A 15,542-nucleotide genomic window follows, 5' to 3' on the forward strand; every position below is an offset into this window, starting at 1 on the left:
CTCTCGGCCAATACCGCCCCACAAGCAGCACGCCTGCAGATAGGGAGCCGCCGATGTCCCTGCCATTCCTGTTCCAGTCGTCGCCGTCCTCCAGCACCAACACGACCGAAGCCAACATCTTCATCCACGGCTACAGCGCCGGGCACAACGACGAAGATAAGCAACTCCTGCTTGAAAGAATTCCCGCGCAACTCGGTAACTTCATCAATATCTTTGCCTTCTGGCCATCAAACCATTATCTGCACTTCGACACCGCGTCATTCTGGTCGCTGGGTGCAGGCAGCCTTAACCTCGTACCGCTCGGCGCTACCGGGGGCTTCGGTCCTTCCCTGGGATTGGTGGGGGCTGTGGTCAAAGACCGTCTGAAGAATTTCAGCGATGCCCGCGCTCGTGCAGAGAGCATGGGTGTTGTGCTGCTGGACCAACTGAAAGAGTACCTGCGCAACAAACACCCCCAGGTCGAAACCATCAATCTGATCGGCCACTCTCTTGGCGGTCGGGTGGTGGTCAGCAGTCTGAAAAGTTTCTCCAGAAGGCATCAGTTGGCAATCAACGATGTACTGCTGATGGCTGCGGCAGTCGAGGTCTCAGCCATTGAAGCGAGCCAGATGCGAAAGCGCCTGCAAGGCAGGATGATCAACGCGTATTCGAAGACAGACCGGACGTTGCTGCTCAATTGGGGCGAAACCTGCCTGGGACGCAACGTGGTCGAGCACTTCGAAAGCGTCGAAATGAACGACTTTGGTCACACAGATTACTGGGAGCGACTCCCCGAGGTGTTGACCGAAACACGCTTCAAAGCAATTACGCCGAACGCTCCTGAGCCGACCCTCGCTCATGCTGACCCTTTCCCGCCACCCCAGGCGTACGAAAAATCCATCGAAGAACCCTACATGACTCTCGAACTGAACAGCCCCCGCGAGGTTTACCAGCAAATCAACGATGAGTTGGCCCTCATCATCGGTGAGCTGAGGCACTCTTCGGACGACGAAGCCTTGAACCTGGCCAGGAAAGAAGCGCTGCGGCGGCTCACCGAACATCGTACCGCGCTGTTCGATCGGTTGGCGGAACTGGAGAAGAACGCCGAGTGGAACACCTTCACCATCGCTTTCTATGGTGAAACCGGGGCAGGCAAGTCGACACTCATCGAGACGTTGCGGATTCTGCTGCAGGAGCCAGGCAAGCGGGCGAGCCAGGAGGCCTTCCGCAAGCTGCACGAACAGTACGAACTGACTGAAGAAAACCTCCAGCGCTTGCAACAATGCATTGAGGAGACCGAAGCGCGACTTGATGAACTCACGCGGCAGTTGACCGCCGCAGTGCAGCAGTACGAGCAACCCTACCAGCAGGCTCGCGATGCGTTGGATCAGGCCAATGCCCAGTCCAGCGAGCTGACACAGAAATTAGATAACACGCTCCAGCAACACGAGCACGCGCACAAAGATGCTCTAGCTGCCGTTACCCGTTTGCACAGCCTTCTCGCCGAACGTAAAAGCACGGCTTCGCTCTGGCAGACGCTGCTGAACCTGTTCAGAAAAATGCCGGAAGAACTCCAGCTCAACGATGCCACTGCCCGGTTGGCCACCGCCACGGCAGCACGCGACAGCGCTGCAGTGACACTGGATACCGAACGGCAGAAAGCCGAGCACGCCCGCACTGCACTTGAGCAGCAGTTAGCCGAAATCACCCGTGCACGCGACGATGCCTGTACGGCGCTTACCGCTCAACAGGCAGAGACTACTGAGCAGCAACGGACGCTCGTACAACAGCGCCTGGAAGTTGAAACTCAGTTGGTGCAACTGGTGACCGAGCTGAAGATCCACGCCGACGGGCAGATCATCGGTGACGGTAGTGCCGACTTCACGCGGAAAACACAGCGTTATGACCTCGAACTGGACGGCCACCCCTTCGCCTTGCTGGATGTACCGGGTATCGAAGGCAAGGAAGGGTTGGTACTGGAGGAAATCGAGCGCGCCGTACAGATAGCTCACGCCGTATTCTACGTCACCAACCAGGCAGCACCTCCGCAGACGGGCGATGGGCAGAACGTGGGCACATTGGAGAAGATCAAGAAGCATCTCTCTGCACAAACCGAAGTCTGGACAATCTTCAACAAGAAGATCACCAGCCCCAAGAACTCCCTGAACGGCCGACCGCTGGTTTCCGAAGACGAAACCACGAGTCTTGCTGGCTTGGATCAGAAGATGGCCGACCAGCTTGGCAAACACTACCGGGAGGTGTTCGCGCTGACCGCATTGCCAGCATTCCTTGCCTCGACCCATCACTTCGCGCCGGGTTCATCGAACGCCAATCGTCGGGCCAAGGTGCTCGCGGACTTTGGTGCCGACGAACTCTTGGAGAAGTCTCGCCTGCGAGGCTTCCTGCAGTTGCTCGACGAGAAATTGATCCGTGACGGCCAGTCCAAGATCATTCGGGCCAACTTCAACAAGGCCAATGAAGCACTCACCGACACCACCGGCACGCTCTCAGGTGTTCAACAAACGCTTTCGGCGCTGGCGGCCAAACTCAACGAAGAAGAGCAAAGCGCCAAGAGCCAGTTGAACAGCAGCTTCAATGCGCTGAAGAAACGCCTTGAATCATCAGGCGAGACCTTGATCCACAGCTTCGCCAGTAAGGTGCGAAACAGCGTCTATGCGAAGATCGAAGGAGACATCAGCAACGATGCCCTCAAGGCGGCCCTGAGCGAACAGCTTGAGGAACAGCAACACGCGTTGGGCAAGCAGTTGCCCAAGGTCATCAACGTTGAAGTGAGCACCTTCCAGAAGGCTGCCGAAGATATTCTCAAGCGATTCGAAAAGCATGCTCAGGAACTGACCGCAAGCTATGGAAAGCTCGGCAGTATGAAGTTCAATCAGCCTTTCAAACTCAATATCAAAATCGACAATGGCATCAAGGTTGCGGGACTGATCGCCAGCCTTCTGGGAATCGCAGCAGCCCCCTTCACCGGCGGTGCCAGCCTGTGGTTCGTTGGGGCTTCGGTTCTGACCGCTTTGATCTCGGTTGGCAAAGCGATCTGGGGCGCATTCGATTCCGACTTCAAGAAATCTCAGCAACGTCAGGCAACCGATAAAAACCTGCTCGGCGCTACCGAACAACTGCGCAGTGCATTACGTGAAAATCTGGAAAGCGCACTGAGCGAAATGCAGAAGACGATCGAGCAACTTGATCGGGCGCTGGAAGCGCCTGCCAAGCAAGCTTCCAGCCAGGTTGAAACGCTGGCTCGCTCCACCAAACGCCTGAAAGTGCTCTCCCGCCAAATCGAAATCGCAGGAAAACTGTAATGGAAAATACCCTCAAGACATTCAAGGCCCAACAGGCCGACGCACTGTCGCTGCTCGAACGGTTGCAAGGTTTTCTCGACCAGGGTGCAAAGGCCGGCGTGCCGATCGACGGGGCCCTGAGCAGCAAGTTGAGGAATGCCATCAACAGCGTATCCGGTGAAAAACTCAAGGTCGCGCTGATCGGAGGTTTCTCCGAGGGCAAGACATCGATTGCGGCAGCCTGGATGGAAAAGCTGGATAAATCCAGCATGAAGATCAGTCATGCAGAATCCTCCAACGAGGTGAAAATCTATGAGGTCGATGATGACTTCGTACTGATCGACACACCGGGCCTGTTCGGTTTCAAGGAGCAGGAAAACGCCGAAACCCATGCCATCGAGAAGTACAAGGACATCACCAAGAAGTACGTGAGCGAATCTCACCTGGTGCTGTACGTGATGAACCCGACCAACCCGATCAAGGAAAGCCATAAGGAAGACCTGAACTGGTTGTTCCGCACCCTGGGCCTGCTGCCGCGCACAGTGTTCGTGCTCAGTCGCTTCGACGAGGTAGCTGACGTAGAAGACGAGCAGGACTATGAGTCCAATCTGCAGGTCAAGCGCGACAACGTCACGGGCAGGCTTCGCGAACAGATTGGTCTGAGCGATCAGGAAGCAGCCGATCTTTCGATAGTTGCCGTGGCTGCCAATCCCTTCGACCTCGGTGTGGAGCACTGGCTGTCTCACCTGGAACAATTCAAGACCCTGTCGCATATCGCAACCCTGCAAACGGCGACCACAGCGAAGATCGAGCACAATGGTGGCAGCGCTGCGCTGGCTAATGAAATGCGTACCAGCGTAATTCGCGATGTGCTCAACAACCAACTGCCGATCGCTGTCGAAAACGACCACAAGGTTTCCCTCGAAGTCAGCAAGCTCGACGAGCTCAATGGTCGGTTAGGTAAGCAATTGGCAAGCACCGGTCAGCAGATCGAAGAAGCACGTATCAGCCTGCGCGAGTTTGCCACGCGCTACTTCGCCGATCTGATCCTGCAGGCCAAAGGCTGTAGCCTTGAAACGTTCACCGATTTCTTCGAACGAGAGGTCGGTGCCGAAGGCATCATCCTCGCCACACGGCTGCAAAACGAGTTCAGCCGCCAGACCCAGTCGATCACCCTTGAGGTCGAAAAGATGCAGATTGGCTTCGACAGTGAGGTCAATCACTTCAATACGACGGTCAAAGCCCTCGGAAAACAAGGCATCAACCACGTGCTCAAGGGCAATCTCATCAACAACACCACGGTACTGGCCGCTCGAGATGGCATCTCGACGATTGCCAAGACGGTTGGCATGGATATCGGCAAATACCTGAAGTTCAAACCCTGGGGCGCAGTGAAATTCGCCAAGGGCGCTAATGGTGCTCTGGCTTTGCTGGGTGTGGCACTCGAAGCGTGGGACAGCTGGGAGCAATACAAACGCGAAGAAGCCTTCAAGAAAACCATTGCAACGATGGTCGACAACTTCGAAAAACAGCGCCAGGACTTCATCGCCTTGGTGAACGCTGAACGTTTCAAGGAAGAATTCTTCCCCGACTACCTTCAGCTCAATACCCGCCGGCAAGAGTTGCAAAGCAATCTGGATGAAAGCCGTGTGCGCCAACAGCTCTTCCAGGCATGGCGGGTTGAAGCTGAAACCATCGATGCTGAGTTCAGAACGTTGAACTAACCGCCCCAATACCCACACAGGGCAGACAGAAGCCTGGGCTACAACCCCAGGCTTCATCGGCTCATGCCCTATCGTCGATAGGGCACTGCAAGATCGCCCTGTTTGGAAGGCCTTTACTTTGAAGAGCTAAAAGCAACCACGTTGTCCGGGGGTTGCCACGGAATACCACCGGTGGATAACCGCTCTTAAAGTCCAAAGTGGCGCTGAATGTCGACCCTTGACCGGGTTTATCCACAGGCGTAGAACTGGCCGTGCGAGCGCTGTCGATGACAGCAAACTAGGTGGCCCGAGCCTTGAAGGTCACGCCGCTCTCGCGGTGGATCTCCCCCAAATGGCGATTCGCATCCGGCAACTTATGGATCAGCCGACTTTATCATTTGAGTCGCGAATTTCCTCATGCGGCTCAACGTATCTGTTGCGCATTCATTGCACACGCTCTTTCGCTCGGTTCGTAGCGTTGTCGTTTGCCGATCATCTGTTGCCACAGTGTGGAACTCAAAGCCGTCCGAGCACCAGCGCGTATCGCTGGTTTGCACGGAATACGGCCCTCCTTCCGACGCGGCACGCTGGGTTGTTTGATCCGGCGGTCAGGCAGCAGGTTGTAATCACGCATGACCCGGTAAACCCTCTTAACATTGATCGCCGGTAGCGACCTGGTTTCACGGGCGCGACGCAGCAATCCCCAGACTCGACGGCAGCCATAGTTGGGCAGTTCGCTGACCTGTTGTTGGATTTCGGCCACCAGTTCAGCGCCCTTCACAAGCCTGCTTCGCCGTACTTTGGGCGATGCCGATTGCTTGATTCTAACCGCTAGTTGCGAGCGCGCCACGCTGAAACATTCGCTGACCAGCTTCACGGGTCGTCCCGCGGCAACAAAGGTGAGTGGATAAACCATTTTCGCGACCGGGCTATCTCCACGGCCGCTTTGAGGATTTGCGCTTCCATTGTTTTTTACCCAGCATCCGTTGCAGTTCACGGATCTGCTTGAGCGCATCGCTCAGCTCTGAGGCCGGCACTACAGCTTCTCCGGCACTGTGTCGTCCCGGTTCAGCTTGGCATTAATGCCGTTGCACCGAGCCACCACCGACACGTTTTGTCCTGGCTCAAGGCTCTCGCGAACCTGGCTAGTTTTTGCTCCGGGCTCCAGCAACGGTGCCGCTCCTGGCCCAAAAGCTCCCCCGTTTGCCTATCCCTTGCCGTAAGGGTGAAACGGTGTCTTGTCTTTCAGGGTGCTCGTTCATTCGGTTTCATTAGACCACTACAAAACCACCGTAGGAAATTTCCTACACAGTAGTTTATCTGCATATTTTAATATCTTATAGGGTGCGCGCCGAATGAGGCCACTCAGCTACTAACAGGGTCTGACCTTTCCGTTTGAATTATGGTGTGAGGTTTTATTACGCCATTATGCTCACCTAGATCAGAGAGGGGCTGAACGGAAAGCTTTCTTGGCATTTTAGGAAGAACGTACATGTCGAAAGTAATAATTTTTGATAAAAAAACTCAAACACAAAATTTGGTCGAAGGCCCGGAAGTAACATTGCAGACGGCATCCGTTGTCATCGTTAATGCAGGGCAACTCTCCGTCAGGCAAATGACTCGCAGCGGCGACAATTTGATTATTGATTTTCTCGACAAAAAAAGGTTAGTGATTAAAAAGTTCTTTGACGATCGCGATAGCAAAGAGAACTCCCTGGTCTTCAATGATAATGGGCAATTGACAGAAGCCGTTATTCAAGAGCCCGCACTTGCAAATCAGCCACTGGGGGTCAGCTACGAACCGTTTCAGCAAAGCGCACAAAATGCACAGGGTGCCGACTCCGTGCTGGGTAAAATCAGTTCATCATTCAATGATCTTTCGCCATTAACTAAAGGCGCTCTATTGGGTGGTGCAGCCTTGGGGGTGTTCGCATTAACTCAATCAGGTGGTGGAGGGGGGGGAGGGCACCGGGTTAACACCGTAAAACCGAATACCACGGCTCCAGAACCTCCACAGGTTAGGACAGCCACTAAAGCCGACGGTACCATGGCTGTCACTGGCAAAGGAGCTCCTGGCTCGCGCATTGACTTCACCTTTCCGGATGGCTCAAAAATTAGCGTGATAGCCGGGAACGACGGGAGTTTCAGTTTTGCAAGCAAGGTGCCGCAGCCCAATGGCTCTTTTACGGCGACGGCAACGGATAGCTCGGGGCGCACCAGCAAAACGCTGACTGGAAATTATACGGCTGACCCAAGTGCCGATACATCCCCTCCTCCCCCCCCAACAGGGTTGACCGTGATCACCAAGCCCACTGGGGGTATCGGAATCACCGGTAAAGCCGAGCCCAACAGCACGGTCAACGTCACCACACCGGACGGCAAGATCCACAACGTAAAAGCCGGACCCGATGGCAACTTCAAGTTGGATATCAACGGGCCTCAGCCAAACGGCAAGATCATCATCACTGCAACGGACGCAGCAAATAACAAAAGCTTGCCTGCGATTCTGGACTTCATTGCAGACCCAAAAATCGACACTACGCCACCGGATGCTCCGACAGGGTTGAACGTGATCACCAAGCCCACTGGGGGGATCAGCATCACCGGTAAAGCCGAGCCTAACAGCACGGTCAACGTCACCACACCGGACGGCAAAACCCATAACGTAAAAGCCGGGCCCGACGGCAATTTCAAGTTGGATACCAACGGTCCTCAGCCAAACGGCAAGATCATCATCACTGCAACGGACGCAGCAAATAACAAAAGTTTGCCTGCAACCCTGGACTTCATTGCAGACCCGAAAATCGACACTACGCCACCGGATGCTCCGACAGGGTTGAACGTGATCACCAAGCCCACTGGGGGGATCGGCATCACCGGTAAAGCCGAGCCCAACAGCACGGTCAACGTCACCACACCGGACGGCAAGACCCACAACGTAAAAGCCGGGCCCGATGGCAATTTCAAGTTGGATGTCAACGGTCCTCAGCCAAACGGCAAGATCATCATCACTGCAACGGACGCAGCAAATAACAAAAGTTTGCCTGCCATTCTGGACTTCGTTGCGGTCCCGAAAAACGACACTACGCCACCGGATGCTCCGACAGGGTTAAACGTGATCACCAAGCCCACTGGGGGGATCGGCATCACCGGTAAAGCCGAGCCCAACAGCACGGTCAACGTCACCACACCGGACGGCAAGACCCACAACGTAAAAGCCGGGCCCGACGGCAATTTCAAGTTGGATATCAACGATCCTCAGCCAAACGGCAAGATCATCATCACTGCAACGGACGCAGCAAATAACAAAAGTTTACCTGCGATTCTGGACTTCATTGCAGATCCGAAAATCGACACTACGCCACCGGATGCTCCGACAGGGTTGAACGTGATCACCAAGCCCACTGGGGGGATCGGCATCACCGGTAAAGCCGAGCCCAACAGCACGGTCAACGTCACCACACCGGACGGCAAGACCCACAACGTAAAAGCCGGCCCCGACGGCAATTTCAAGTTGGATATCAACGATCCTCAGCCAAACGGCAAGATCATCATCACTGCAACAGACGCAGCAAATAACAAAAGTTTGCCTGCGATTCTGGACTTCATAGCAGATCCGAAAATCGACACTACGCCACCGGATGCTCCGACAGGGTTGAACGTGATCACCAAGCCCACTGGGGGGATCGGCATCACCGGTAAAGTCGAGCCCAACAGCACGGTCAACGTCACCACACCGGACGGCAAGACCCACAACGTAAAAGCCGGGCCCGACGGCAATTTCAAGCTGGATATCAACGATCCTCAGCCAAACGGCAAGATCATCATCACTGCAACGGATGCAGCAAATAACAAAAGTTTGCCTGCAATTCTGGAGTTCATTGCAGACCCGAAAATTGATACTACGCCACCGGATGCCCCGACAGGGCTGAACGTGATCAGCAAGCCCAATGAGGGGATCGCCATCACCGGTAAAGCCGAGCCCAACAGCACGGTCAACATAACCTCACCGGACGGCAAGACCCACAACGTGAAAGCCGGTCCCGACGGCAATTTCAAGTTGGACATCAACGATCCTCAGCCAAACGGTAATATATCAGCCGTTGCAATCGATGCTGCCGGTAACAAAAGCGTGCCGGCAAACTTGACGTACAATTTGGCTAGACCGTCGGCGCCGACTTATGATATCGCCACGGACCAAGCGACTGGCGAATTCACGTTGACGGGCAAATCAGCACCTGGGCTGAAAGTCCGCATAGAACTCCCGAACAAGGTGACCAAAACGGTTGTCGTGGACGCTGACGGGAACTTTACCCTTTCTGGCCCTGCGCCTCAGGGGACTTCCGAGTTTAAAGCGGTTGCCATTGATGGACAGGGGCGCGAAAGCGCTGCGACTGTAAAAAGTTACGAAAACCCTTTTACAAAGTATGAAGTGAAGGTTGAGAGTTATACCGATACGGTCGGTTCTGACGGTCAAATAATTGCAAACAATAAATTTGAACGTCACCCACTGAATGTGCCAACTAATGACCCAGCTCCCACCTTACACGGACGAGCAACAGGGGTCGGTAGTGGCAACAGTATAGAAATCATCAGCAAGGGCGACGGCAAGCGTGTTGCGCTAGGGGCCGTCGATAGCGACGGGAACTGGAGTATTAAGTTACCGGCACATTCGGATGGGGTTTATAACTATGACGTCAGGATCATCGATGGCGCCCGTAATGTGAAAGGTGCGCAAGTGACGGTAAACTTAACCATTGATACGGTTCCCCCGCCCGCCCCCACCTTGGACAGCATCGTGACCAAAGATGGCGTGGATGTCAAAAGTGGTAAAGCCACTGTTGATAATACCCCGACACTTCGCGGTCATGCGGAAGCCAATGCAACGGTTATTATCTTCCACAAAAATGCGGATGGAAAGAATGTCGAACTAATGCGCGTTGTCGCTGACGCCAATGGTGAGTGGACAGCTGCTTTGCCTTTTCAAAGTAACCGCCAGCACAGTTACTATGTCAACGCGCTGGATGCAGCCTCTAACCTCAGTGAGGCTTCAAGCGTTTCGCAAGTTACCTTCAACGGACCAACCAATAAGCCTATCGCAATTACAGGTAGCCAAGGAGTCTGGTCTGTAGATTCTGCAGGCAACGTGGATGGCAGTGGATTCGATTCTGTTGCAGGCCTGGGTTACGACAGTGGAAATTATAATGCCCTGTTAAGAGGTAACGCCAATGTTTCCGAAAGTCAGCATCCTAAGTATCAACTTGGAAATATTGATACCGGTTTTCATACGGCTGGCTTGGGTGATACTAACGGCGATGGTCTTAACGATATTGCATCGGTGCACAGCGGGACGAATAGCCGATCCAGGGCAGATGTACGTGTTTACAATGGAGCCCAAAACCTTGGGGTTACATCAGAAAAATACATGAAAATGTTTGAAAACCCGAAAGTTATTGGTACCGGGTATTTTGTTAGCGGCGCGGGCGATCTGGACGGCGATGGCCTGATGGATACTGTTTTGGGCGGATATGGGGCATTTGGGCAAAATGGAACCTCCACTGTCGTATTTGGGGGGAAGCAGGTTGATCCTAAAAACACTGTAACGGATTTTAAATTTGGCGCCTCTGATACAAACGTCAACAGCTACGATGCCTTTTACAGTGGTGCGCAATACGTATCGGCTACCGGTGACTTTTTAGGTGGTGGTAGCCGAGGTATTGTGACCGCTCGAGGTATTACTATCGGAAACCCTGATCGGGGGAGCATCAGTAAAACGACGGACTTTGAATGGGTAACAGGAACCGGTGCCCGTGAGGTTAACCAGGTTCAGTCGGTTGCGGGGGTAGGCGATACTAACGGTGACGGCTTTTCAGACGTTTTGGTGAATGATGGCACCAACTTGTTTGTCGTATATGGGGGCACGCTGGCAGAATTCAGCAAGTTCCGCAATAAGATCGTGCTGGAGGAAAAGTGGCTTAAGGAAAATAATCGTGGCTATATGATTGATGCTTCGAGTGCGCTTGCGGCGCAGCCGACAAAGTATGGCGACGTCCGCGCCCTGGGTGATATCAATGGTGATGGTCTTATGGATTTCGCTTATTCCACCTATGGTAATTCAGGAGCTGGAGCCGCTAAACAGGGTGGTTCTTACGGCAGCTACCAGAATTCCTATATTATTTTCGGGAAAGCCGATAACGAAAAAATTGATATGGCGAAATTCACCCCCAAACAGGGTATCGTTGTGCCAAAAGAGCAGGCAGATGGCGCATCGATCGCCGGTCGTCTAGATATTAATGGCGATGGTTTGCCGGATATTTACGTTGGCTCATACCAATCTAGCGGAAAACTGTACTTGGGTGGCACGTCTCTCGGGGCAGAACCGTCCATCAGTGTTGATAACACCACCGGACTTGCAATGGGAAATGCGGATAGCAATTTCATTAAAGGAACGGCAGGCAATGACACTATTTATGGCAAGGGAGGTGCCGACGTCATCTATGCAGGTTCCGGAGATGACGTGATTATCTTGAATAAAGATAACCTGTCTTTTCTGCTTAAAGGTTTCCAGGAAAGTGCGGGATTGCATGGGCGCTTGGCTCGAATTGATGGCGGCAACGGTATCGATACGCTGGCCTTTGAGAAGGATGTCAACGACTTCGATCTCACCAAAATCACTACAACAGGGCTAGGCACCATCAAGACTGGCGTCGGGCTTTCGCGTCTTGCCAACATGGAAGTCTTGGACTTGAATGGGGGTAACAAAATGAAGCTGACGATTGACTTGAAGCATGTTATGGATATGACGTCTGGCATGAATATGTTTAATAAAAGCAACTTCAGCTCTGGGTTGGATGAGACTGTTTCGCGCAACCAGGTTGTTATAAAAGGTAGTAGCGACAACGTGGTTGAGGTGAAAGATAAAGGTGAGTGGAAAACTGAAAGCACAAAAACCATTTACTCTGAAGGCCATGCCTATAATGTCTACAATAGTGTGGGTGATCACCAAGGGCAGTTATTGATAGAACAAACAATCAATGTTAATTGGGTGTAATACTGACTTGTAACCCACTTTAGCTCAAGAAAAGTGTAACGGCTTGGGTGTTGCTCAAGCCGTTACACAAGAACGCTTTTCCGAGCAAATTTGATTCATATATTACAAGACGGAAATGTTCAATCCCGAGGAAGCAACGTATGCAAATGGTGTAGTGGCGGATCTGCCCTACCCCACCGATGATGTGCAGTGAGTAAAAAAAGCCGCCTTCGAGGCGCTGGATCAGGTATTCCGGCCGGGCTTCAAGCACAGCAAAGCTGAGATCGTCTTGCCAAACCTGTCCCAGCCAGGTGAATCCACCGACGATCTGTTTGCAGTGTCGCCACCTCCAGACACGTCGAGAGTAATGAGGGTGCTGGATCAGATTAATGGCCATTGTGGTCATGGCATCCTGCGCACAGCCAGTGTGCTGGCGACTCCTGACTCGGCTATGGGTCGAGAGCTGATCAGTCAGAATTTCACTACCAGGCTTGACTAGTTTTGGCAGGTCCGTTGTACACAGCCCACCACTGCCATGCTCCGGGATGAAGGTATTGAGGTCGGATGCTTCAAGATCAGAGGATTCATGAATGAAACCGCCTAAACGCAATGGCTTTGTGCCGCCGACAGTTGCGAAGGAAAAATCGATTCTGTGCCCGCGAATGGTTGACCGCTGTAGATCAGATCGCTACTCCCCAACAGACAAATGGCTCAGCAATTGTGCCGAGCTAGATAAAATACTCAGGTCATTGATTAGGCTATCACTGATAGCTCCAATCGCTTGCAACTGACTGTTAAAGTGCTCATTTTCAGCCACCAACACATCAAGCAATGTGCGTTTTCCTAAATGATACCACTGCTCATAATACATCTTGCGCACACGATCGGTTTCTATGGCTAGCTGCTGATAGTTTCTTGCCTGTTGCAAGGCGTTCGCTCGGTTTTGAGTCGAACGCATGATCTCCAGGCGCAAATCTTGCTCCGTTTTTTGATACTCTTCCAATGCTGAAGTTTTACGCTCTCCTGCAGCCTTCTGGGCTGCCGTATTGGAACCACCACTAAAGATATCCCACTGCACATCTACACCGGCATACCAATCATTTGGGCCTCTCGCATGACTTCCCATTGAATCCCTTTGCTCTTTACGTACGACGAGATTGAGCCCGGGAAGTCCCTGAGCCTTGAGCGCCTTTTGGCGCTCGCCTTCGACGTCCGCCCGGGCTTTGAGTTGCAGCAACAAAGGGTGAACATCAAGCGACGATAATGCGGCTGTTTGGTCAATCATAGGGCGACTGAGAACCAGTAAAGCGCCGGATACCTCTGGCACCTCCTCACCCAAAATCCGATGAAGTCGAATCTGAGAAATGTGCTGCTGGCCAATTATCTGTTCACGGCTAGCTTGCGCCGATAACAACCTGGCACGAGCCTGGACCAACTCACTCGCCCGACCTTTGTCGTTTTGAGTAATTTTAGACAACATATCGACTCGGTCGCTCATCTGCCGTACATAATCCTCAGCCACTTCGGAACTTCGTATGGCGCGCAATAGATTGATCAACTCGGACGTCGTATTGAACGCCACCCGCTCCCGCTCCGCTTGGCTGTTCTGCTTTTTAACTTCAAGTGACGCCGTAGCCGCGCCTGTATCTCTGGCGTTTTTCCCCCAATCCCACACATTCGTGATGACGCTCAAGGTACCCGCCGTACGGTTACTATTCGAGCTACCGCTGTCATTCTTAGTTAATGCTGAATTCATCCCCAAACGCACTTGAGGCCAGCGTCGCCCTTTGACCTCATCAATTTCGTAAGCGGCAACGTTTTCATTTGCAATAGACACCCGCACCTCTGGGCTGTGACGTAATGCCTTGGCCACAAAATCTCTCATCAACGAACGCAATTCTCTATTCACGGGCAGCTCACTACCTACCGCCACTGAACGCAACGTGGGCCCCTGAAGCGTAGAAATCGTGGGATTGATGGCGAGGTCTTGCCTTTTCACGGCTGGAGTCGTCGCGAGTATATGACCAGTGGTCGGTGAGGCGGGCACCGTTGCAGAGGAAGGAAACCGGTGAATTAACGCCGCGATTTGACGATCGTCCAGTCGCAGCTGTTTATTTTCTTGTGCGAGTACTACACCGCTGAAATTTACATAAGCGCAGGCCAACCCTATTGATATGAAAGTCATTTTCCTAAACGTCAAGGGTGAGCTGTTCATGTCATCGCTCCCGAAAGGCTTCTTGTGCTTTGAATATGGGTTTCAGCAGATAGGACAGGATCGTTTTTTCTCCAGTTTTAATATCAACACTGGCGATCATACCGGGAATGATTGGGAGCTTGTGTCCACCCGCCTCCAAGACAGCACGGTCTGTTCGAACATAGACTTTGTAGTAAGTCGAGTTATCCCTGCCGAAACGGGCTTTGTCTTCGTCAAATAAAGTATCGGGGCTTATGTGTTCAACCTTGCCGACGAGTCCACCATAAACCGCGTAGTCGTAGGCCGAGATCTTAACCGTCGCTGTCAGGCCAGGACGAATAAACGCCACGTCTGCAGGCTTGATCTTGGCTTCGACCAATAACCGGTCTTCCAGCGGAATCAGCGTCATGATTTCCGCCCCTTGTTGAATTACCCCACCACGTGTAGTGACCTGGATATTGTTGATCGTTCCTCGTACCGGAGCCGTGATCGTCGTGCGATTCACAATATCTTCACGCCCCTTGAGTACCTCCAAAGCTTGTGCCAACTCGCTTTCCGAACGTGTCAACTCGTTGTTGGCTTCCGAGCGAAATCGGTTGAGACGCTCAGCAATTTGCAAATTGAACTCGTTAGCCTGACGACGTAAGCGCATAATTTCCACTTCGGACACGAGGCCCTGCTGCGCCATGGGCGCGGACAGTTTGATTTCACCGTCTGCCAACTCCAAGCTTCGACGCAGAGCTTTAACACTTTCCAATAACGTTCTCTGGCGAGAGTTAAAAGCTTGGGTTTCATCGCGCACGATAGACGCGTTCTGCTTAATATCTTCAGGAAACACGAGCGGCGTGTCATAAGCTTCTGCACGCAAACGAGCAATAGCTCCTTTTAACCCCTGGACCCGTGATAACGCTTCACCATAATTGGCACCCACCCGCGTCGGATCGATCTGCAACAACTTCTGCCCCGGCTCTACAACATCACCTTCCTTGACAAAGAGATCTTTCATGATCCCGCCTTCCAAACTCTGGATCACCTGCTCACGGCTGGCTGGTATGACTCTTCCCTCTCCACGGGTGACCTCTTCCACACGCGCAAAATTAGCCCAAAGAATACCGAACACCATCGCCGCCGCTATCAGCCATAATACTAACGCGCTGGCCGGGGTGCGCTGCTCAATCAACGCACCTTTTAAGTCTCGCATGAATGCTTCATCTTCAACGCGTAAAGCATGCTGAACTTTTTTACGATGCACGGGCCGACCTTTACCAAGCAAGCGCATTAACTTTTTAAATGACATGGAAAATTATCCTGGCAATGCAGAGCGGGTAAGCAGA

The 15,542-nt window shown here is 52.9% G+C and carries 6 protein-coding genes and 1 pseudogene; 4 read left to right on the forward strand and 3 right to left on the reverse strand.

Going from position 1 to position 15,542, the window contains the following annotated elements; all coding sequences use genetic code 11:
- Window positions 1-53: 53 nt before the first annotated feature.
- Both ACK3BK_RS21645 and ACK3BK_RS21650 read left to right on the forward strand, forming a co-directional pair.
- Window positions 54-3,302: a DUF726 domain-containing protein gene (locus ACK3BK_RS21645; RefSeq protein ID WP_411383274.1), complete on the forward strand. Its 3,249-nt coding sequence runs from the start codon at window positions 54-56 to the stop codon at window positions 3,300-3,302.
- The gene (locus ACK3BK_RS21650; protein ID WP_411383275.1) at window positions 3,302-5,005 is read left to right on the forward strand and encodes a LeoA/HP0731 family dynamin-like GTPase; all 1,704 of its coding nucleotides are present in this window, start codon (window positions 3,302-3,304) and stop codon (window positions 5,003-5,005) included. Before ACK3BK_RS21645 ends, ACK3BK_RS21650 begins: the two co-directional genes overlap by 1 nt.
- A 403-nt stretch (window positions 5,006-5,408) precedes the next feature.
- On the opposite strand, the gene ACK3BK_RS21655 is transcribed toward ACK3BK_RS21650, so the two are convergent.
- On the reverse strand, window positions 5,409-5,861 hold the full coding sequence (locus ACK3BK_RS21655) for an IS3 family transposase (RefSeq protein ID WP_411383276.1): 453 nt from the start codon (window positions 5,859-5,861) through the stop codon (window positions 5,409-5,411).
- Between the two features lie 615 nt (window positions 5,862-6,476).
- Here ACK3BK_RS21655 and ACK3BK_RS21660 point away from each other — a divergent pair.
- Together ACK3BK_RS21660 and ACK3BK_RS21665 are read left to right on the forward strand one after the other, a co-directional pair.
- On the forward strand, window positions 6,477-12,035 hold the full coding sequence (locus tag ACK3BK_RS21660) for an Ig-like domain-containing protein (RefSeq protein WP_411383277.1): 5,559 nt from the start codon (window positions 6,477-6,479) through the stop codon (window positions 12,033-12,035).
- 106 nt (window positions 12,036-12,141) lie between these two features.
- Window positions 12,142-12,513: pseudogene (locus tag ACK3BK_RS21665) on the forward strand (DUF4113 domain-containing protein); the annotation flags it as partial.
- Window positions 12,514-12,702: 189 nt separating this feature from the next.
- Here ACK3BK_RS21665 and ACK3BK_RS21670 read toward each other — a convergent pair.
- Window positions 12,703-14,229: a TolC family protein gene (locus ACK3BK_RS21670; protein ID WP_186722074.1), complete on the reverse strand. Its 1,527-nt coding sequence runs from the start codon at window positions 14,227-14,229 to the stop codon at window positions 12,703-12,705.
- Between the two features lies 1 nt (window position 14,230).
- Window positions 14,231-15,505 (reverse strand): HlyD family type I secretion periplasmic adaptor subunit, encoded by a 1,275-nt coding sequence (locus ACK3BK_RS21675; protein ID WP_238343441.1) that lies wholly within the window; start codon window positions 15,503-15,505, stop codon window positions 14,231-14,233.
- Window positions 15,506-15,542 lie beyond the last annotated feature (37 nt).

It is taken from the genome of Pseudomonas sp. L7 (genome assembly GCF_046605565.1).
Classification (GTDB): Bacteria; Pseudomonadota; Gammaproteobacteria; order Pseudomonadales; family Pseudomonadaceae; genus Aquipseudomonas; species Aquipseudomonas wayambapalatensis.